Here is a 17,723-nt window from a genome sequence, read left to right as displayed (position 1 = left end):
CGATCGCGATGACTCCCGCCGAGCCCGACCTGCGCGCCTCCGACGCCGAGCGCGAGCGCACCGTCACGCAGCTGCGCGAGCACTTCGGCTCCGGCCGCATCAGCGAAGAGGAGTTCGACGAGCGCAGCGACGCCGCCTACGCCGCGCGCACGGTCAGCGAGCTGAGAGCGCTCGTCGCCGATCTGCCCGCGCTGCCGGCCGCCGCGCCGCGGCCCGGCCACGACCCCGACCGCGAGTCGGCGAAGCGGCGCGTGCTGCAGAACGCGGGCGCGTCGGCGATCGCGGTCGTCGCGTGCGTCGCGATCTGGCTGGCCACCGGCATGGCCGGCTCGTTCTGGCCGATCTGGGTGATCCTCGGCACCGGCGTGCGCGTCGCGTTCGTCGCCTGGAGCGAGTTGGGTCCGGGCGCGGCGGAGCAGCGTCGCGTCGGACGCGGCAGCGCGTCGCGGCCCGGTGCGGATCGCCGCGACCGGCGCTAGCGCGCCCCGCGCGCGGAGCAACGCCGTCCGGCCGGCGCGAGCGCGATCCGCCGGCGGTAGCCTCCGCCCCGGTTCCCACCCCGGAGGCTGCACGAAGATGCCACTCGTCGAGATCGAGGACCGCGGCGCGGTCCGTCATCTGATCCTCAACCGGTCCGAGAAGCGCAACGCGATGCACGGCGAGCTGGTGCTCGCGATCGGCAGCGCGCTGAAGGACGCCGCCAACGAGGTCGACGTGCGCGTCGTCGTGCTCCGCGGCGCGGGCGCGATGTTCTCGTCCGGGATGGACTTCGGTGCGCTCGGCGCGGTCGCGCAGACGCCGGAGCACCTGCGCGCGTTCCGGCACGAGTGCATCAGCGCGTGGAACCTGGCGGAGGAGATGACGAAGCCGGTGATCGTGCAGATCCACGGCGGCTGCATCGGCGGCGCGGTGGAGCTGGCGATCGCGGCCGACTTCCGCGTGATGGCGGCGGACGCGGTGATCGGGATGCCGGAGACGCGCGTCGGGCTGATACCGGACGTCGGCGGCTCTTCGCGGCTGCCGGCATTGGTCGGCCTCGGCCGCGCGAAGGAGCTGATCATGACCGGCAAGCTGATCGGCGCCGACGAAGCCGAGCGGATCGGTCTCGTCACGCGCGTGGCACCTGCCGACGGGCTCGACGACGCGACGCAGGCACTGGTCGACGAACTGCTCGCCTGCGCCCCGATCGCGGTCGGTCTCGCCAAGCGGGTCCTCGACAGCGTCGCGAAGCCGACGTTGGCGGCGTCGCTGGAACTCGAGGTGGCCGCTCAGCAGCTGTGCGCGCAGTCCGAGGACTTCGCCGAAGGCGCGAAGGCGCTGGCGGAAAAGCGGCTGCCGGCGTTCAGAGGACGCTGACCGAGCGCAGGAGCGGTCGATTGCTGGTCTCACAGACCAGTGAACGACCGCTCCTCGGAGTCAGGATGCCGGCGGGGAGGGCGACCAGTCGACCGGGCCGGCGGTAGAGACGTGACTACCCAGCGGGCGGCCGAGGACGTCAGCCACCATCCCGGTGGCGACGACCAACGCCGGCAGGTCGACCCCGGTCTCGATCCCCATCTCCTCCAGCATCGAGACGACGTCCTCGGTCGCGACGTTGCCGGTCGCGCCGGCCGGGACCGGGCAGCCGCCCAGTTCGCCGAAGGCCGTCTCGAACGAGTCGACGCCGGCGTCCAAGGCGGCGACCACGTTCGCGAGGCCCTGACCGCGCGTGTTGTGGAAGTGGGCGGTCAGTTCGACCTCGGCGCCGAGCGCCGAGCGCCACGCCGGGAACAGCTCGCGCACCTGGCGCGGATTCGCCATCCCGGTCGTGTCGCCGAAGCCGATCTCCTGGGCGCCCGCGTCGAGCAGCTCGGACGCGATCGAGGCGACGCGCTCCGGCGGCACGCGGCCCTCGTAGGGGCAGCCGAACGCGGTCGCGATCACGGCCTCGCAGCGCAGCCCCGCCTCGCGCGCGCGACCGAGCACCAGACGCAGCCCCGCCAACGACTCCTCGACCGAGCGGTTGACGTTCTTGCGGTTGTGCGTCTGCGAAGCGGACAGGAAGACCGACACCTCGTGGAAGCGGTCACGGTGCTCCAGCGCGCGGTCGAGGCCGCGCTCGTTCGGGACCAGCACGGACAGCGCGACGTCGTCGGGCACGTCGATCGCCTCCAGCACCGCCGCGGCGTCGGCGAGCTGCGGGATCACGTCGGGGCGCACGAAGCTCGTCACCTCGATCCGTCTGAAGCCGCTGCGGCCGAGCTGGTCGATCAGCCGCACCTTGTCGTAGGTGTCGATCGTCTCCGGCTCGTTCTGGAACCCGTCGCGCGGTCCGACCTCCCGGATCCGCACGCGCTGCGGCAGCTCAGCCATGCGACCAGTCTATTGCGGCGGCGCGGCGGGACGGGGATGGCGCGGTGCCGTGTCGGGGAGCGTCGCGGCGGCCCGTTCATATACTCGCCGCCATGCCTTCCCCCATCACCATCGTCGGCGCCACGGGCGACCTCGGCTTCGGCCTCGCGCTGCGCCTCGCGAAGGCCGGCGTTCCGGTCGTGATCGGCTCGCGTGACGCCGGCCGCGCCGCCGAGGCGGCCGACAGAGTCCGCGAGCTGGTGCCCGGCGCCGAGGTCAGCGGCCTCGCCAACCCCGACGCCGCGGCGCAGTCGGACCTCGTCGTGCTGAGCGTCCCGTTCGCGTCGCAGGCGCCGACGCTGAGATCGCTCAGAGACGCGCTCAGAGCCGGCACGGTGCTGCTCGACGTGACGGTCCCGCTCGCGGCCGCGGTCGGCGGACGCCCGACGCGCGTGCTGAGCGTCTGGCAGGGCTCCGCCGCGCAGCAGGCGCAGGAGCTGGTGCCGGCCGGCGTCACGGTCGTCTCGGCGCTGCACACGGTCGCCGCCAGACACCTCGCCGACCTCGACCACGCGTTCGACGAGGACGCGCTCGTGGCCGGCGACGACAGAGACGCCAAGCGCCGCGTCGCCGAACTGATCCGCCTCGTGCCGGGCCTGCGTCCGGTCGACGCCGGCCGCCTGGAGATGGCGCGGATCACGGAGACGCTGACCGCGCTGACGATCGGCATCAACATCCGCAACAAGGTCACCGCCGGCTTCAAGATCACCGGCCTGCCGAACGACGCGTGGCAGTAGTGGCCTCCGACGGCCCCGTCGTCGCGCTCGCGGGCGGCACCGGCGGCGCGAAGCTCGCCGCCGGGCTCGCACGCGTGCTGGACCCCGGCGAGCTGGTCGTGATCGCCAACACGGGCGACGACGTCGAGATGTACGGCGCGCACGTCGCGCCCGATCCCGACCTCGTCACGTTCTGGATCGCGGACCGCATCGACGCGCGCGGCTGGGGGCTCGACGGCGACACGTTCCACGTGATGGACGGCCTGCGCGAGCTGGGCGTCGAGGTCTGGTTCAACCTCGGCGACCGCGACCTCGCGTACGGGCTCGAACGGGCGCGCCGGCTCGCGGCGGGCGAGCGGCTGACCGACACGCTCGCGGACCTCGGGCGCGCGCTCGGGCTGAACGCGCGCGTGCTGCCGATGTCCGACGACCCCGTCCGCACGTTCGTGCGCGCGCAGGGGCGCGAGTGGCCGTTCCAGGAGTTCATGATCGTCGGCAGAGCGGCGGGACCGGTCGAGGGGCTGGAGTTCCGCGGCGCCGATCAGGCGCGCCCGACGCCGGAGGTGCTGGAGGCGATCGCCTCCGCGCGCGCGATCGTGATCGGGCCATCGAACCCGCTGCTGTCGATCGGCCCGATCCTCGCCGTGCCGGGGATCCGCGAGGCGCTGCGCGCCGCCGCGGCGCCGGTCGTGGCGGTCAGCCCGATCGTCGGCGGCGCGATCGTGAAGGGGCCGACGGCCGCGTTCATGGCCTGGGCCGGGCAGCCGCTGTCGGCCGCGGGGGTCGCCGCGCTGTACGGCGACGTGCTCGACGGGATCGTCGCCGACGAGCCGCTGGAATCCGATCCGTCCACCCCCGAGATCGCCGTCGTGACGGCCGATCTGCTGATGTCGGACGCCGCCTCGCGCGAGCGCCTCGCACGCGAGACGCTGGCGTTCGCGGCATCGCTCGCGAGCTGAGCGGTTCGACACCACTGATCGGTCAATCGTCCCGAAGAGTTACCGTTCTCCGCCGATGTCCACCTTTGCGATCCTGCCGGTCAAGCGCTTCGACGGGGCCAAGGGCCGTCTCGAGCCGGCGCTGCAAGCCGGTCCGCGGCGCGCTTTGGCCGAAGCGATGTACGTCGACGTCCTGACCGCCCTGAGGCGGACCAGAGGCATCGACAGAGTGCTCGTGCTGAGCAGCGACCCCGGCGCGCAGCGCGTCGCGGAGGGCTACGACGCGATCCCGCTCGACGATCCCGCCGAGAGCGGGCAGAACAGAGCGGTGCTGCGCGGCGTCGCGCACGCGCGCGAGCTGGGCGCCACGCGCGTGCTCTGCATCGCGGGCGACACGCCGATGCTCGACCCGGCCGAACTGGACGCGCTGCTGGGCCGTCCGCGCACCGCCGACCGCTACGTCGTCGTGATCCCCGACCGTCACCTCAGCGGCACCAACGCGCTGCTGCTGCAGCCGCCCGACGTGATGGCGCCGTCCTACGGCGTCGACTCGCTGCACCGCCATCGCACGCTCGCCGAAGAGGCCGGCGTGATGGTCGAGGTCGCCGAGATCGAGTCGCTCGCGCTCGACGTCGACACGCCCGACGACTTCGCGGCGCTCAGAGAGCTGATCGCCTCCCGCCGCGGCGGCGCCGCGCACACGCGCGGGATGCTGAACCAGCTGATGCGCACCAACCAGAAGTAGGCCTGCCCCAGATGTTCTCCGCCGTCGCGCTCGACGGGCTGCCCGAGATCGCAGCCGGTGAGGACCTGGGGGCGTTGATCGCGGCGGCTGCTGGTGGCGCCGGCCTCGGCGGTCTCGCCGACGGCGACGTGCTGGTGATCGCGCACAAGGCGATCTCGAAGGCCGAGGGACGCGTGCGCAGGCTCGCCGAGGTCGTCCCGACCGAGCGCGCGGTCGCGCTGGCGGCCGAGCAGGGCGGCAAGGACCCGCGCCATGTGCAGGTCGTGCTCGACGAGACGCGCCAGCTGCTGCGCGCCGAGCGCAACGTGCTGATCTGCATCACGCACCACGGTTTCGTCTGCGCCAACGCGGGCGTCGACGCCTCCAACGCGCCGGCCGACGAGCCCGAGACGTTGATCCTGCTGCCGGCCGATCCCGACGCCTCTGCGCGCGCGTTGCGCGCCCGGCTGCGCGAGCTGACGGGCGCGCAGATCGGCGTGATCGTGACCGACTCGTTCGGGCGCGCGTGGCGCCACGGCCAGGTCGACGTCGCGATCGGGATCGCCGGCGTCGCGCCGAGCGACGACTGGCGCGGGCGCAGCGACAGCGTCGGCCGCGAACTGCGCGCGACCTGGATCGCGACCGCCGACGAACTGGCGGCCGCGGCCGACCTCGCGCGCGGCAAGGACTCGCGTCAGCCGGCCGTCGTGCTGCGCGGCCTCGCCACGCACGTGACGGCCGACGACGGCCCCGGCGTCGGCGCGCTGCTGCGCCCGGCCGCCGAGGACATGTTCCGCTGAGCGGCGGGCGCGTCGTGCGACGCGCCCGCTGATGCGTTGCCGGATCGACACTCGCCCGACCTACTTCCGGCAGATCACGTTCACGCTCGCCGTCCGCCAGGCCGACGAGCGTACGTTGACGGTGCATGCTCTGCGGCCGTCGGCGCGCAGGCGGTAGCGACCGGGGGCGACGGCGAAGAGGGCGCGCTCGCCGCGGCGGACTCTCAGCACGTCGACCTTGCGACCGCGCAGGTCCAGCAGCGCGATTCTGCCGGCGGCGAGGCCGCCGCGACGGCTGCGCTTGACGCCCGCGACGATCGTCCCGTGCGGCCCGCGCAGCGCGAACCTGACCGCTTCGGTGCAGCCGGTGTACTCGGCCACATCGCCGCGGATGTGACGCTGCGCGATCCGCAGCACGCGCACGGAGTAGGTGTGCTGCAGCAGGCCGGTGCGGCTGCTGGCGCAGTCGTACAGCACACGCGCAGCCGCGTTCTCGTCGCTGCGATGATCGCTGCGCGTGACGACGGATGCTGCGACGGTCGCGGCGAGCACGAGGCATGCGAGAGCGGCCGCGCCCAAGGCGAGGATGGCTTTCATCTGAATTCCCCTGTGGTTCGAGTGAGTGAGTTGAATCGATCTGAGCGCTCGACAAGTAAGAACGGACGCGCGCCGGTGAGGTTGCGCAATCGCCGGCTCGCAACCCAGGTTGACACAGCGTATACCTGTCAACTACAGTTGCTAGCGATGATCGACGCCCCACCCGACCTTCCCCCTGATCCCGCCGACGGACTCGCCGCCGCACTCGCATTGCGGCGGCTCGCCGATCGCCTCGAGGACGCCTCGGTGGAGCGCGCCCTGGCGCTCGGCTGGACCTGGGAGCAGATCTCCGAGGCGCTTGGCGTGACGCGTCAGGCGGTCCACAAGAAGCACGCACGACGACTGGCCGACACCGGCCTCGCCCCCAGGAGGCGCTGATGTTCGAACGCTTCGCAAGAGACGCCCGCGTCATCGTCACACGCGCGCACGAGCAGGCCGAGGCGCTCGGCTCGCCGACGCTCGAAGCCGAGCACATGCTGCTGGCGATCGCCGCCGATCCGAATACGCCGACGGCCAGACTGCTGTCCGACGAAGGGCTCCACTCGAGCGGTCTCCTCGCCGCGTTGGAGCGCGAGCAGGAGCTGAGCCTCGCTGCCGCCGGTGTCACGATCGGCGACTTCGAACTGCCCGCCCGCCCGCCCGTGCCGCGACGCAAGCCCGGCTTCGCCGCCTCGTCCAAGCGCGCGATGGAGCGCGCCGTGCGGATCGCCGTCGCGCGCGGCGACCGCCGCATCGGCGCGACGCACGTGCTGCTCGGCGTCCTGCGCGCCGACGTCGGCACCGTGCCGCGCGCACTCGCCGCCGCGGGCGTCGACCGGATCGCGCTCGCGACACGCGCGGAGCGGTCGATCGGCTGAGCGGACGGGCGGCGCGGTCGCACCAGCGGTCGCAGCGATCGCCGCCGTCGCGGATCGTCGTCGCCGCGTGATCGGCTCGCGCCCCGCGCCCGCGCTGGTAGCGTCGCCACGATGGAGGCGGCTGATCCGCGCTACCCCCTCGTCCCGCTGGCGAAGGGCCACTACGAGAGCTTCTACCTGAAGGCCGGCGACGCGACCGGGCGCGAGGCGGTGTGGCTGCGCTACACGATCCACAAGCGTCCCGGCGAGGCGCCGGTCGGCTCGCTGTGGGCGACGCTGTTCGACGCCGACGGGCCGCATGCCGCGAAGGTCAGCCCTCCGCCGGAGGCGCTCGGAAGCGGCCGCACCGTCGCGCCGCACGGCGACGGCGCACCGCGTACCGGCGATGACGCGAGCGGCACGCTCGGGCGCAACCCCGCCGACGCCGCCTGGCTCCGCATCGGCGACGCGACGATCGGCGCCGGCGGCGCGTCCGGCGAGGTGCCGGGACTCGCCAGCTGGGAGCTGCGCTTCGACGGCGGCGAGGATCCCTTCCCCTACCTCCCGCGCGACTGGATGTACACGGCGCCGCTGCCGCGCACGAAGGCGCTCAGCCTGCTGCCGGCGGTGCGCGTGAGTGGGACGGTGACGGTGAGAGGCCGCACGCTGACGCTCGACGGCTGGCCGGGGATGGTCGGCCACAACTGGGGCGCCGAGCACGCCGAGCGCTGGATCTGGCTGCACGGGACCGCGTTCGAGCAGCAGCCGGACGCCTGGATCGACGTGATCCTCGGTCGCATCAGAGTCGGCCGCTGGACGACGCCGTGGGTCGCCAACGGCTGCCTCTCGCTCGGCGGCAGACGTCACCGCCTCGGCGGGATCGGCCGGATCCGCTCGACGCGCGTCGACGAGACGCCCGAGCGTGCCGAGCTGTGGCTCGGCGGCGAGGACCTGTCGCTGCGGATCGAGGTCGGCGCGCCGCCGCGCGACGTCGTCGGCTGGATCTACAGCGACCCCGCCGGTCCGCAGCACGACACCGCCCACTGCGCGATCGCCGACATGCGCATCCGCATCGCCCGCCGCGAACTGCCGCCGCTGGAGTTGACCGTCGCCGGCGGCGCGACCTACGAGCTGGGCATGCGCGAGCACACCCACGGCGTCCCGCTGCAGCCGTTCAGCGATCCCTGAGCTGCAGCGCCGTTCCCGTGCGGCCGCGCGGCCGCTCCCGTGCGGCCGCGCGCGCCCGTGAGCCGCCTACGCCGGATCCCAGGCCTGCACGCCCTCCATGTGGGTGATGTGGCCGTCTCTGACGTCCAGCACCGCCGCGACCTCGACGCGCATGCCGTCGGCATAGCGGCAGGCGATCGTGTAGGCGGCGCCGCCGGGGCCGCCGACGGCGTGGGTGACCTCGTGGGTCATGTCGCGCGAGTAGACGTCGTCCAGCATCGCTCGGATCGCGTCGATGCCCGCGAGGCGCTGCGGATTGCTCGGCGAATGCTCGTGGTCGATCATCGTGACGGTCGCGTCCGGCGCGAACATCGCGGCCTGCGCGGCGGCATCACGACCCTCGATCGCCTGCTTCAGCGCGCCCATGTCGAGCTGGTCCGATGCGGCAGTGCTCATGCGATCCCTCCTTCGGAATGTTGCGCACGAGCGATCTTCCTCCCCCGGCGCGACGCACGCACGACAACCGCGCACGTCACACCGGATTCCTTCCGTCGCCGCGGCCGCCGCCGTGTTGGCCTGCGCCGTGGCGATCGCAAAGCCGTCGGCGAGACTGATCCCGCGTCCGCGATGACGCGCCGCAGCCCGCGCGATCTCCGGTGTCATCCTGATGATGCGTAGAGGAATGCCGCCGCTCCTCGGCACCGCTCAGGGATTCAGCGCGGTCCCCATCGCGTGGAAGCCGCCGTCGACGTGGACGATCTCGCCGGAGATGGCGCGGGCCCAGTCCGACAGCAGGAAGCAGACCGTTCTCGCGACCGGCTCGGGGTCGGTCACGTCCCAGCCGAGCGGGGCCTGCTTGCCCCACGCGTCGGCGAGCGTCTGGAAGCCCGGGATGCCGCCCGCCGCAACCGTCTTCAGCGGACCGGCCGAGACGAGGTTGACGCGGATGCCGTCGGGGCCGAGGTCGCGCGCGAGGTAGCGCGCGGTCGACTCCAGCGCCGCCTTCGCGACGCCCATCCAGTCGTAGATCGGCCAGGCGACCGTGGCGTCGAAGTCGAGCCCGACGATCGCGCCGCCGCCCTCGGCTCTCACCAGCAGCGGGCGCAGCGCGCGGCCCAGCTCCTTCAGCGAGAAGGCGCTCGTCTGGAACGCCGTCAGCGCCGAGTCGGCCGGCGTCTGCAGGAAGTTGCCGCCCAACGCGTCCTCGGGCGCGAACGCGACCGCGTGCAGGACGCCGTCGAGCACGCCGCCCCACTTCTCGTCCAGCGCGGCGACGAGCGGCGGGTAGTCCGCGGCGTTGTTGACGTCCAACTCCAGCACCTCGACCGGCGTCGCGAGCTTGCCCGCGACGCGATCGGTCAGGCGCTTGGCGCGGCCGAAGCCGGTGAGGACGATCTCCGCCCCCATCGACTGCAGCTGCTCCGCTGTGGAGAAGGCGATCGAGTCCTTCGTCAGGACGCCGGTGATGAGGTACCGGCGGCCCTCAAGCCTCACGAGTCGCCTCCGCAGACGAGAGAACGAGCCCCCGGGCGAGTTCTCTCAGTGGAAAGCAAGCCCGCTGGGCGCAGCTCTTCACGCGATCTCCTTCAGCGCGCGCCGATCGTCCATCGCGCCGAACGCCCACGCCAGCCGTCTGCGCGTGTCCTGCGGCTCGATCACCTCGTCGACGAAGCCCGCGGCGGCCGCGACCTCCGCACCGAGGTGCTCCTCGGCGTACGCCAGCGCCAGCTCGTCGCGCAGCGCGACGGGATCCTCCGCCGCCGCCAGCTCGCGCCGGTGCAGCACGCCGACGGCCGGCTGCGCGCCCATCACGCCCAGCTCGGCGCCCGGCCACGCGAACGCGAGGTCGGCGCCGAGGTCCTTCGAGTTCATCGTGATGTACGCGCCGCCGTAGGCCTTGCGCACCACCACCGTCACGCGCGGCACGGTCGCCTGCGCGAACGCGCGCACGAGCGTCGCGCCGTGGCGGATCACGCCGGCCTGCTCCTGACGCGTGCCGGGCATGAAGCCGGGCGTGTCGACGAAGACGGCGAGCGGGATCCCGTAGCGGTCGCACGTCTCGACGAACCTCGCACCCTTCTGCGAGGAGTCGGCGTCGAGCACGCCGCCCATGTAGCGCGGCTGGTTGGCGATCACGCCGACCGGACGGCCGTCGATGCGCGCGAACGCGGTCACGAGCGAGCGCGCCCACTTCGGCGCGATCTCCATCAGCGAGCCGCCGTCGACGATGCCGCGCAGCGCCGTGCGCATGTCGTAGACCTGGCGCGGGTCGGACGGCACCGCGGCGCCCGGGTCGGAGAAGTCGGGGTTGACCGAGAGGATTCTCGGCAGCCGGCCGCCGGCGTGCTGCGGCAGGTAGGAGAGCAGGCTGCGCGCCATGTGCGCGGAGCCGACGTCGTCGGCGGCGACGAGGTCGGTGACGCCGTTCTTCTCGTGGATCTTGCGACCGCCCAGCTCGTGCGCGGTCACGTCCTCGCCCATCACGTCCTTCACGACGCCGGGGCCGGTCAGGAACATCGCCGCGTTCTCCGTCATCACGACGAAGTCGGTCAGCGCCGGCGAGTAGCAGCCGCCCCCGGCCGAGAGGCCGCCGATCACCGAGATCTGCGGCACGACGCCCGTCAGCAGCACGTTCTGGCGGAAGATCCGCCCGTAGCCGCCGAGCGCCGCGGTGCCCTCCTGCATGCGCGCGCCGCCGGACTCGATGAAGCCGACGACGGGCACGCGGGCACGCTGCGCCAGCTGCATCACGCGGTGGATCGTGTCCGCGTGGGCGGCGCCGAGCGAGCCGCCGAGATAGGCCGCGTCCTGCGCGTAGACGGCGACCGGACGGCCGTCGACGCGGCCGAGGCCGCCGACGACGCCGTCGCCGGAACGTGCGCGGGCGCCGAGCTTCGGCGACATCACGCTCGAGCGAACCGGCTCGAACGTGCCTTCGTCGCAGAGCAGCTCGATCCGCTCGTGCGGACTCATCCGCTCGTCGGCTCTGATTGCTGCTACGGCACTCATGCAGATCCCTCCAGACAAAGCACTACGTTGTGGCCGCCGAAGCCGAACGAGTTCGACAGTGCCTTCGGCGTGCCGTTGCGCGGCGTGAACGTGCGTGAGGAGCCCGGCACGTAGTCGAGGTCGAGCCCCTCGCCCGGTTGCTCCAGCCCGAGCGTCGGCGGCACGATCCGCTCGTTCAGCGCCTTCAGCGTCGCGATCGCCTCGACCGCGCCGGCGGCACCCAGCAGATGGCCGATCGACGACTTCAGCGACGAGATCGGCACGTCCTTCGCCGTCTCGCCGAAGGTCAGCTTGATCGCGGTCGTCTCGGCGGCGTCGTTCAGCTCCGTCGACGTGCCGTGCGCGTTGATGTAGTCGATCTGCTCGGGCAGCAGGCCGGCCTCTCTCAGCGCCAGGCTCATCGCTCTGGACGCGTAGGTGCCCTCGGGCAGCGTCGCGGTGATGTGGTACGCGTCCGACGTGGTCGCGTAGCCGGTCACCTCGCCGAGGATCGTGGCGCCGCGGGCCTCCGCCAGCTCGGCGTCCTCGAGCACCAGCACGCCGGCGCCCTCGCCCATCACGAAGCCGTCGCGGCGCGCGTCGAACGGGCGCGAGATGCCGCTCGGCGACAGCGCGCTGGCCGACTGGAAGCTGGCCCGCGCGAGCGGCGTCAGCGTCGCCTCGGCACCGCCGGTGACGATCGCGTCGGCGTCGCCGGCCTGGATCATCCGCACGGCCGTGCCGATCGCGTGACCGCCCGAGGCACAGGCGGAGCCGACCTGGAAGGTCGGCCCGCGCAGCCCGTGACGCATCGACAGCGCGGCGGTGCCGGCGTTGACCATGAACAGCGGGACCGACAGCGGGGACACTGCCTTCTCGCCCTTGTCGCGCAGGTTGTCGTGCTGGCCTTCGAGCGACTCGAGGCCGCCGATGCCGGTCGCGAGGATGCAGCCGATCCGCTCGGTGTCGTACGGCTTCTCCCCGTTCCAACCGGCCTGCGCGAGCGCCTCGTCGCTGGCGACCATCGCCAGCTGAGCGAAGCGGTCGTTGCGGCGGGCCTCCTTGACGGACAGGTGCTCCTTCACGACGAAGTCGCGGCAGGTGCCCTCCCCGTCCTGGATGCCGACCGTCCCCGCTGCCCAGCGTCGCAGCAGCGGCTCGGCACCGACCCCGAGCGGGGTCACGGCACCCACACCGGTGATGACGACGCGTCTCTTCATCAGCTTGCCCGCGCCACCACGAGGTCGATCGAGTCGCCGACCGTCTTCAGCGACTTCATGTCGTCGCCCTTGAGCTCGACGCCCCACTCGTCTTCGACGATCTGGGCCAGCTCGACGAGGTCGAGCGAGTCGATGTCGAGCTCCTCGAACGTCGCCGTGCGGGTGACCTGCTCGACGTCGGGGCCGAAGGACGCGAGCGCCTCCACGATGCGGCTCTCGACGGCTTCGGGGGTTGCAGCTGCCATTTGGTGTGTCTCCTCTTACTGGTTCGAGATCAGGGTCTCAGGCGGACATGCCGCCGTCGACGGTCAACGTTGCGCCGGTCACGTAGCCGGCCTGGTCGGAGGCGAGGAAGCGGACACAGGCCGCCACCTCCTCCGGCGTCCCGGGCCGGCGTGCCGGCACGACCTTCAGGAGTTCGCCGTCGAGATCCGCTGTCATGTCGGTCTCGATCAGTCCCGGCGCGACCGCGTTCACGGTGACGCCACGGCGGGCGACCTCGGCGGCGACGGTCTTCGTCATCCCGACGAGACCGGCCTTCGAGGCGGCGTAGTTCGCCTGACCGGGGTTGGCGCGCAGGCCGACCACCGAGGCGATGTTCACGATCCGTCCGTGGCGCGCGCGCAGCATCGACGGAATCGCCCGCCGCGTCGTGCGGAAGGCGGCGCCGAGGTTCGTGTCGAGGACCGCGTCCCAGTCCTCGTCGTTGATCTGCGGCGACAGTCCGTCGCGCCGCAGGCCGGCGTTGTTGACGAGCACGAGGACGGTGCCGAAGCGCTCCTCGAGTGCTCTGAAGTGACTGTCGATCACGGCCGTGTCGGAGATGTCGCCGCCGAGCGCGAGCGCCTGTCCGCCGGCGTCCTCGATCTGCTTGACGACGGCCGCGGCCGCCTCCGCGCCGTTCTGGAAGCCGACGCCGATCGGCCAGCCGTCGGCCGCCAGCAGCTTGGCCGTCGCGGCGCCGATGCCGCGCGACGCGCCCGTCACGAGCGCTGCGCCTCTGCGCTGCGTCATTGCGAAACCTCCAGCCCGGGAGAACGAGTCCCCACGGCGAGTTCTCCCGACGGAATCCGAGGCTCTGCCGAGGATTCCGCCCCTCCCCATTCGATCACGCCGCCGCCCCACGTGAAGCCGGCGCCGAAGGCGGCCAGCGCGACGCGCACGCCGGGGCGCAGGCGCCCGTCTCTGCGCGCGGCGTCGAGTGCGAACGGTATGGACGCGGCGGACATGTTGCCCGTCTTCTCGATGCAGTCGACGACTCTCGCCGGATCGAGCTCCAGCCGCTCGCCGACGGCGCGCACGATGCGACCGTTCGCCTGGTGGTAGGCGAACAGGTCGATCTGGTCGAGCGTCAGCCCGGCGGCCGCGACGGCCTCGCGCGTGATCTCGCTCATCCTGTTGACGGCGTGCTTGAAGGTCTCGTGGCCGTCCATCTGGAGCGTTCTCTGCGCGTGCGTCGCGTAGAGGATCTCCGGCTCGGAGCCGTCGGCGCGCAGCAGGATCGGACCGATCGAGCCGAGCTCGTCGGCGTCGTCGGCGCTGGCCGGCGTCATCACGACCGCGCCCGCGCCGTCGGCGAACAGCATCGCGGTCGCCCTCGAGTCGTGGTCGGTGATGCGGCTGATGAAGTCGGCGCCGACCACGAGCACCTTCGAGGCGCGGCCGGTCTCGATCTGCGCCGCCCCGAGCGCGACGGCGGACAGGAACGAGGTGCAGGCGGCGCCGATGTCGATCGCCCCGGCGCGCGTGGCGCCGAGCGCGTGCGCGACGAGCGGTGCGGCGTTCGGCGTGACCTCGTCCTGCGTCATCGTCGCGACGAGGATCAGGTCGAGGTCCGCGCCCGCTATCCCCGCGCGCTCCAGCGCGAGCCTGCCGGCGGCGGCGGCGAAGTCCGACAGCCGCTCGTCGTCTCTGGCGACGCGCCGCTCGCGGATGCCGGTGCGCGTGTAGATCCAGTCGTCGCTCTTGCCGATGCGGGCGGCGACGGCGTCGTTGTGGACGACCGTCTCCGGCAGCACGGCGGCGACCGAGCGCAGCGCGGCGCCGCGCGGCACCGACGGCGACGGCGCCCGCAGGCCCGCCGCGGAGGTGGTGGCCTGATCAGGCACTTGCGGCCTCCAGCTGCTCTGCGGTGAGCGCTTCGACGTCGGAGACGGTGCGCCGCACGAGCCCGGTCAGGACCTTGCCCGGCCCGGTCTCGACGAAGCGGGTGACGCCGTCCGCGTGCAGCGCGACGAGCGTCTCGCGCCAGCGCACCGGCCGCGTGAGCGCGTCGGCGAGGCGCGCGGCGACGTCGTCGCCGAACGGCTCAGTCGTGATCGAGCTGACGGCGGCGATCTTCGGCGCGGCGAATTCGATCGCGGCGAGCGCGGCCTCGAACTCGCCGACCGCCTCGGCCATGTAGGGCGAGTGGAAGGCGCCGGTGACCGGCAGCGGGACGGCACGCAGGCCGAGGCCCTTGGCGGTCACGGTCGCAGCCTCGAAGGCGGCTCTGCTGCCCGACAGCACGACCTGGTTGGGCGCGTTGTCGTTGGCGACGGTGAGGCCGTGCGGTTCGGCGACCTGTGCGGCGCGCTCGGCGGCGCCGGTGCCCAGCAGCGCGAGCATCGAGCCGTCGCCTCTGCGCTCGCCGGACTCCTGCATCAGGCGGCCGCGCGTGGCGACGAGCCGCAGCCCGTCCTCGGCGTTCAGCACGCCGGCGGCGACGAGCGCCGCGACCTCGCCGAGCGAGTGGCCGGCGACGACGTCGGCCTGCAGGCCGGTCTCAGCCAGGCGCTCCCAGGCGACGACGGAGGCGCAGTAGATCGCCGGCTGCGCGAAGCGCGTGCCGTCGTCTACCCGTTCGAAGGGGTCGTCGCCGACGACCTCGAGCGCAAGCTCGAGCAGGTCGGGGCGGCGGGCGGCGACGGTGTCGCGCATCTCGGGCGTCTGGCTGCCCTGGCCTGGAAACAGAACTGCGGTCTTCACTGGCCGCATACTTCTGCGCGTTATGGCCCCCTTCCACCCCGGCTCGCCATGGTTCCCCCCGGTCGGGGGGGAGGTGACGGACCCCCGTGGGGCGCGTGTCACTTTTGCTGGGCTTTTGTGTAGCGCTCAGCCGAGCAGGCCGATGCGCTGCGCGCGCTGCACGGCCTCGGCGCGGTTGCGCGCCTTCAGCTTGCGGTAGAGCGCGCTGGTGTGCTCCTTCACCGTGTGCGGCGAGAGGTACAGCGCCTCGGCGATCTCGCGGTTGGTCGAGCCGGTCGAGATCAGGTCGAGCACCTCCCTTTCGCGCTCCGACAGCAGCGTCGAGGGCTGGTCGGCTTGCGGCGGGAACATCGTCATCCCGAGCCCGACCATCCGGACCGCCATCGCGACGTCGTGCGCGCCCCAGTCCTTGGAGACGAAGCCGGACGCGCCGGCCGCCTTCGCGGCATGCGGGGAAATCCTGCCGGCGCCGGAGATCAGCAGCACGCGCGTCTCGGGCGAGGAGGAGCGGATCGACTCGCAGATGTCGGCACCGGACTCGTCGCCGAGGAAGAGGTCGACGAGCGCGACGTGCGGGCGATAGCGCTTCGTCAGCTCCATCGCCTCGCTCGCGTTTCTGGCCGCGACGCAGCGCTCGACCCACGACTGCTCGCCGAGCAGCAGGCGAAAGCCCCAGTGGACGACGTCGTGGTCGTCGACGACCAGCACGCGCAGGCGCCGCTCCGACTCGATCGGCGTGGTGGGAAGTGTGTTCATCGCTCCTCCGTCTCGTTCACCGGGACCACGAGCCGCACCCGCCAGCCGGGTGGAACCGCCGACTTCTCCGGGCCGAACTCGACGAAGCCGTTGTGCTGCAGCGCCTCGAACGCGGCCAGCCGCAGCCCCATGCCGCCGGTCCCGCCGCTGCCCAGCCCGGCCGCGACGCCGCCGGTGATGCCGTCGTTGCGGACCTCGAGCGTGAAGGTGTCCTCGTCGCGTTGGACGGTGACCGAGACGCGCGAGGGGTCGGCATGCTTCCTGACGTTGCGCAGCGCCTCCCCCAGGACCGACTGCGCGAGGCCCTCGAGTCTCCTCGGCACCTCGACGCCGGCCTCCCACGCCAGCACGATCGGCAGATTCGTCTCGCGCGCGTGGCGCTCCAGCTCCGCCCTGAGGGTCGTGCCGGTCTCGTACGCCATCGGCGCCAGCGGCCGCTCCAGCGCCGAGCGCAGGTCGGCGAGCGCGTCGCCCATCTCGGTGCGGCAGCGCTCGCGCAGCTCCGGCGTCAGGTCGGCCTCGGTGCTGAGCACGAGCGAGACGCCGAAGAGCCGCTGCATCACGCGCTCGTGGATCTCGCGCGCGAGGTCGATCCGCTCGCCGAGGCGGCGCGTGCGCTCCTGCTGGCGCGTCGCGTTGCGCGCCGTGGCGGCGAGCGCGGCGGTCTTGCCGAGCGTCCACATCAGGTGGCGCTCGCCGTCGCCCAGCTCGAAGTCGCCGGCGCCGCGGTCGGCGACGATCACGCCGTAGCGGTGGCCGGCGGCGGCCAGCGGCGTGCAGACGAGCGCGGTGATGCCGAGCAGCTGCGCGTAGTCCGGCGGGACCTCTCTGTCGATCGCGTCGGACTTGACGACGATCACGCGGTCCTCCAGCAGCGCGCGCTGGGCGATCGGGGCGTCGTGCAGCGTCGGGCGCAGCTTTGCCAGGCGCGTGAAGGAGATCCCGTGCGAGCCGACGGCGCGCACACGGAAGCGGCCGGCGTCGTAGAGGAAGATCGCGGCGCGCTGCATCGTCGTGAGGCGGCAGATCGCCTCGCAGATGCGGTGGTAGAACTCGCTCGACGTGGTGTCGCTCTCGATCTCCGAGAGCAGGTCGACGAAGACCTCCAGCGGCTCGACGCCGGCGAACAGGCTCGGCTCGTGGGCGGGCCGAGCGGGCAGGGGAGGTTCGCTGCTCAGAACGCTGTCAGCAGGTCGGGCGAGTGGAACGTCAGGTCGAGCGGGCATGTGCGGTGGAGCGACAGCCGGAGTGCCTGCTCGGGCGTGAGGAAGACGTCACGTTCGTGACCGCACGTCGTGCAGGCGCAGCGTGCACGACGATCGTAGCGGCCGCCGCAGAGCGACCACCTGACGGCCGAGGAGAGGCACACCGGGCAGGCGAGCGCAGCTGCCACCAGCTGGCCGCTGTCCGCCGGGAAGAAGTGGGCGGTCTCGCACGACATGCGTCCGAGGTTCCTCCGCCTGACGCACGCTGGGAACCCGATGCGCCGGGATTCCCCCCGACCGGGGGGCCTGGTCCTCAGGAGCTGGTCGGGGATGCTGCCGCGGCGACGTCTGGGGCTGTTGGTGGGGCGGGGATGTCGCCGATGTTGTAGTGGTGGCGGGTGGTGTAGAGGGTGGTGCGTTGGGCGGCGGGGCGGCCTGC

General features: G+C 72.6%; 22 protein-coding genes. 9 read left to right on the top strand and 13 right to left on the bottom strand.

Annotated elements, in window-relative coordinates:
• Window positions 1–8: 8 nt before the first annotated feature.
• Window positions 9–479 carry a DUF1707 domain-containing protein gene (locus tag Q7L65_RS23595; RefSeq protein WP_304725096.1) on the top strand — a complete coding sequence of 157 codons (471 nt, stop codon included), beginning with the start codon at window positions 9–11 and terminating at the stop codon, window positions 477–479.
• Between the two features lie 97 nt (window positions 480–576).
• Window positions 577–1,356: an enoyl-CoA hydratase/isomerase family protein gene (locus Q7L65_RS23590; protein ID WP_304725095.1), complete on the top strand. Its 780-nt coding sequence runs from the start codon at window positions 577–579 to the stop codon at window positions 1,354–1,356.
• 60 nt (window positions 1,357–1,416) lie between these two features.
• On the opposite strand, the gene Q7L65_RS23585 is transcribed toward Q7L65_RS23590, so the two are convergent.
• A complete protein-coding gene (locus Q7L65_RS23585; RefSeq protein WP_304725093.1) occupies window positions 1,417–2,352 on the bottom strand; it encodes a hydroxymethylglutaryl-CoA lyase in 936 nt (311 codons plus the stop codon).
• A gap of 92 nt (window positions 2,353–2,444) precedes the next feature.
• Between Q7L65_RS23585 and npdG the strand changes: the two genes are divergently transcribed.
• Genes npdG through cofE form a run of 4 tightly spaced genes read left to right on the top strand, consistent with a single transcriptional unit; the run spans window position 2,445 to window position 5,569 of the window.
• Window positions 2,445–3,128 (top strand): NADPH-dependent F420 reductase, encoded by a 684-nt coding sequence (gene npdG, locus Q7L65_RS23580; RefSeq protein WP_304725091.1) that lies wholly within the window; start codon window positions 2,445–2,447, stop codon window positions 3,126–3,128.
• Window positions 3,119–4,066, top strand: coding sequence for a 2-phospho-L-lactate transferase (cofD, locus tag Q7L65_RS23575; protein WP_304725089.1), 948 nt, complete (start codon window positions 3,119–3,121; stop codon window positions 4,064–4,066). The genes npdG and cofD overlap by 10 nt, the downstream gene beginning before the upstream one ends.
• A 55-nt stretch (window positions 4,067–4,121) precedes the next feature.
• The gene (gene cofC / locus Q7L65_RS23570) at window positions 4,122–4,790 is read left to right on the top strand and encodes a 2-phospho-L-lactate guanylyltransferase (RefSeq protein ID WP_304725086.1); all 669 of its coding nucleotides are present in this window, start codon (window positions 4,122–4,124) and stop codon (window positions 4,788–4,790) included.
• 11 nt (window positions 4,791–4,801) lie between these two features.
• Window positions 4,802–5,569, top strand: coding sequence for a coenzyme F420-0:L-glutamate ligase (gene cofE, locus Q7L65_RS23565; protein WP_304725085.1), 768 nt, complete (start codon window positions 4,802–4,804; stop codon window positions 5,567–5,569).
• A gap of 60 nt (window positions 5,570–5,629) precedes the next feature.
• Here the strand turns inward: cofE and Q7L65_RS23560 are convergent, their stop codons facing one another.
• Window positions 5,630–6,145: a hypothetical protein gene (locus Q7L65_RS23560; RefSeq protein WP_304725082.1), complete on the bottom strand. Its 516-nt coding sequence runs from the start codon at window positions 6,143–6,145 to the stop codon at window positions 5,630–5,632.
• 147 nt (window positions 6,146–6,292) lie between these two features.
• Between Q7L65_RS23560 and Q7L65_RS23555 the strand changes: the two genes are divergently transcribed.
• The 3 genes from Q7L65_RS23555 to Q7L65_RS23545 all read left to right on the top strand — a co-directional run bounded on the left by Q7L65_RS23555 (window position 6,293) and on the right by Q7L65_RS23545 (window position 8,169).
• Window positions 6,293–6,523: a helix-turn-helix domain-containing protein gene (locus tag Q7L65_RS23555; RefSeq protein ID WP_304725081.1), complete on the top strand. Its 231-nt coding sequence runs from the start codon at window positions 6,293–6,295 to the stop codon at window positions 6,521–6,523.
• Window positions 6,523–7,002 carry a Clp protease N-terminal domain-containing protein gene (locus Q7L65_RS23550; protein ID WP_304725080.1) on the top strand — a complete coding sequence of 160 codons (480 nt, stop codon included), beginning with the start codon at window positions 6,523–6,525 and terminating at the stop codon, window positions 7,000–7,002. The genes Q7L65_RS23555 and Q7L65_RS23550 overlap by 1 nt, the downstream gene beginning before the upstream one ends.
• Window positions 7,003–7,113: 111 nt before the next feature.
• Window positions 7,114–8,169 carry a hypothetical protein gene (locus Q7L65_RS23545; protein ID WP_304725078.1) on the top strand — a complete coding sequence of 352 codons (1,056 nt, stop codon included), beginning with the start codon at window positions 7,114–7,116 and terminating at the stop codon, window positions 8,167–8,169.
• 66 nt (window positions 8,170–8,235) lie between these two features.
• On the opposite strand, the gene Q7L65_RS23540 is transcribed toward Q7L65_RS23545, so the two are convergent.
• The 11 genes from Q7L65_RS23540 to Q7L65_RS23490 all read right to left on the bottom strand — a co-directional run bounded on the left by Q7L65_RS23540 (window position 8,236) and on the right by Q7L65_RS23490 (window position 17,520).
• Window positions 8,236–8,604 (bottom strand): nuclear transport factor 2 family protein, encoded by a 369-nt coding sequence (locus tag Q7L65_RS23540; protein WP_304725077.1) that lies wholly within the window; start codon window positions 8,602–8,604, stop codon window positions 8,236–8,238.
• A gap of 249 nt (window positions 8,605–8,853) precedes the next feature.
• The gene (gene fabI, locus Q7L65_RS23535) at window positions 8,854–9,642 is read right to left on the bottom strand and encodes an enoyl-ACP reductase FabI (RefSeq protein ID WP_304725075.1); all 789 of its coding nucleotides are present in this window, start codon (window positions 9,640–9,642) and stop codon (window positions 8,854–8,856) included.
• A gap of 78 nt (window positions 9,643–9,720) precedes the next feature.
• Window positions 9,721–11,157, bottom strand: coding sequence for an acyl-CoA carboxylase subunit beta (locus Q7L65_RS23530; protein WP_304725072.1), 1,437 nt, complete (start codon window positions 11,155–11,157; stop codon window positions 9,721–9,723).
• Entirely contained in the window at window positions 11,154–12,356 is a 1,203-nt protein-coding gene (locus Q7L65_RS23525; RefSeq protein WP_304725068.1) for a beta-ketoacyl synthase, read from the bottom strand. The genes Q7L65_RS23530 and Q7L65_RS23525 overlap by 4 nt, the downstream gene beginning before the upstream one ends.
• Complete coding sequence (locus Q7L65_RS23520) at window positions 12,356–12,601, bottom strand: phosphopantetheine-binding protein (protein WP_304725066.1); 246 nt, start codon at window positions 12,599–12,601, stop codon at window positions 12,356–12,358. Before Q7L65_RS23520 ends, Q7L65_RS23525 begins: the two co-directional genes overlap by 1 nt.
• A gap of 37 nt (window positions 12,602–12,638) precedes the next feature.
• Complete coding sequence (fabG, locus tag Q7L65_RS23515; protein WP_304725064.1) at window positions 12,639–13,370, bottom strand: 3-oxoacyl-ACP reductase FabG; 732 nt, start codon at window positions 13,368–13,370, stop codon at window positions 12,639–12,641.
• On the bottom strand, window positions 13,367–14,464 hold the full coding sequence (locus tag Q7L65_RS23510) for a beta-ketoacyl-ACP synthase III (protein ID WP_304725062.1): 1,098 nt from the start codon (window positions 14,462–14,464) through the stop codon (window positions 13,367–13,369). The genes fabG and Q7L65_RS23510 overlap by 4 nt, the downstream gene beginning before the upstream one ends.
• Entirely contained in the window at window positions 14,457–15,323 is an 867-nt protein-coding gene (locus Q7L65_RS23505) for an ACP S-malonyltransferase (RefSeq protein WP_304725059.1), read from the bottom strand. The genes Q7L65_RS23510 and Q7L65_RS23505 overlap by 8 nt, the downstream gene beginning before the upstream one ends.
• A 126-nt stretch (window positions 15,324–15,449) precedes the next feature.
• The gene (locus tag Q7L65_RS23500; protein ID WP_304725058.1) at window positions 15,450–16,079 is read right to left on the bottom strand and encodes a DNA-binding response regulator; all 630 of its coding nucleotides are present in this window, start codon (window positions 16,077–16,079) and stop codon (window positions 15,450–15,452) included.
• On the bottom strand, window positions 16,076–17,305 hold the full coding sequence (locus Q7L65_RS23495; RefSeq protein ID WP_304725056.1) for a GAF domain-containing sensor histidine kinase: 1,230 nt from the start codon (window positions 17,303–17,305) through the stop codon (window positions 16,076–16,078). The genes Q7L65_RS23500 and Q7L65_RS23495 overlap by 4 nt, the downstream gene beginning before the upstream one ends.
• Entirely contained in the window at window positions 17,254–17,520 is a 267-nt protein-coding gene (locus Q7L65_RS23490; RefSeq protein WP_304725054.1) for a hypothetical protein, read from the bottom strand. Before Q7L65_RS23490 ends, Q7L65_RS23495 begins: the two co-directional genes overlap by 52 nt.
• Window positions 17,521–17,723 lie beyond the last annotated feature (203 nt).

The sequence above is a fragment of the Conexibacter sp. CPCC 206217 genome (assembly GCF_030646165.1).
GTDB lineage: Bacteria > Actinomycetota > Thermoleophilia > Solirubrobacterales > Solirubrobacteraceae > Conexibacter.
The sequence above is the reverse complement of the archived record's forward strand: the minus strand, read 5'-3'. Positions and strand labels throughout refer to the sequence as shown.

Coding starts and splice junctions, on each gene's coding strand:
- Q7L65_RS23585 (WP_304725093.1), bottom strand. CDS start 2,352: ATGGCTGAGCTGCCGCAGCGCGTGCGGATCCGGGAGGTCGGACCGCGC.
- Q7L65_RS23555 (WP_304725081.1), top strand. CDS start 6,293: ATGATCGACGCCCCACCCGACCTTCCCCCTGATCCCGCCGACGGACTC.
- Q7L65_RS23525 (WP_304725068.1), bottom strand. CDS start 12,356: ATGAAGAGACGCGTCGTCATCACCGGTGTGGGTGCCGTGACCCCGCTC.
- Q7L65_RS23520 (WP_304725066.1), bottom strand. CDS start 12,601: ATGGCAGCTGCAACCCCCGAAGCCGTCGAGAGCCGCATCGTGGAGGCG.
- Q7L65_RS23490 (WP_304725054.1), bottom strand. CDS start 17,520: ATGTCGTGCGAGACCGCCCACTTCTTCCCGGCGGACAGCGGCCAGCTG.
- Q7L65_RS23550 (WP_304725080.1), top strand. CDS start 6,523: ATGTTCGAACGCTTCGCAAGAGACGCCCGCGTCATCGTCACACGCGCG.
- Q7L65_RS23560 (WP_304725082.1), bottom strand. CDS start 6,145: ATGAAAGCCATCCTCGCCTTGGGCGCGGCCGCTCTCGCATGCCTCGTG.
- Q7L65_RS23495 (WP_304725056.1), bottom strand. CDS start 17,305: ATGCCCGCTCGACCTGACGTTCCACTCGCCCGACCTGCTGACAGCGTT.
- npdG (WP_304725091.1), top strand. CDS start 2,445: ATGCCTTCCCCCATCACCATCGTCGGCGCCACGGGCGACCTCGGCTTC.
- cofC (WP_304725086.1), top strand. CDS start 4,122: ATGTCCACCTTTGCGATCCTGCCGGTCAAGCGCTTCGACGGGGCCAAG.
- cofE (WP_304725085.1), top strand. CDS start 4,802: ATGTTCTCCGCCGTCGCGCTCGACGGGCTGCCCGAGATCGCAGCCGGT.
- fabG (WP_304725064.1), bottom strand. CDS start 13,370: ATGACGCAGCGCAGAGGCGCAGCGCTCGTGACGGGCGCGTCGCGCGGC.
- Q7L65_RS23590 (WP_304725095.1), top strand. CDS start 577: ATGCCACTCGTCGAGATCGAGGACCGCGGCGCGGTCCGTCATCTGATC.
- Q7L65_RS23530 (WP_304725072.1), bottom strand. CDS start 11,157: ATGAGTGCCGTAGCAGCAATCAGAGCCGACGAGCGGATGAGTCCGCAC.
- Q7L65_RS23500 (WP_304725058.1), bottom strand. CDS start 16,079: ATGAACACACTTCCCACCACGCCGATCGAGTCGGAGCGGCGCCTGCGC.
- Q7L65_RS23595 (WP_304725096.1), top strand. CDS start 9: ATGACTCCCGCCGAGCCCGACCTGCGCGCCTCCGACGCCGAGCGCGAG.
- Q7L65_RS23545 (WP_304725078.1), top strand. CDS start 7,114: ATGGAGGCGGCTGATCCGCGCTACCCCCTCGTCCCGCTGGCGAAGGGC.
- Q7L65_RS23540 (WP_304725077.1), bottom strand. CDS start 8,604: ATGAGCACTGCCGCATCGGACCAGCTCGACATGGGCGCGCTGAAGCAG.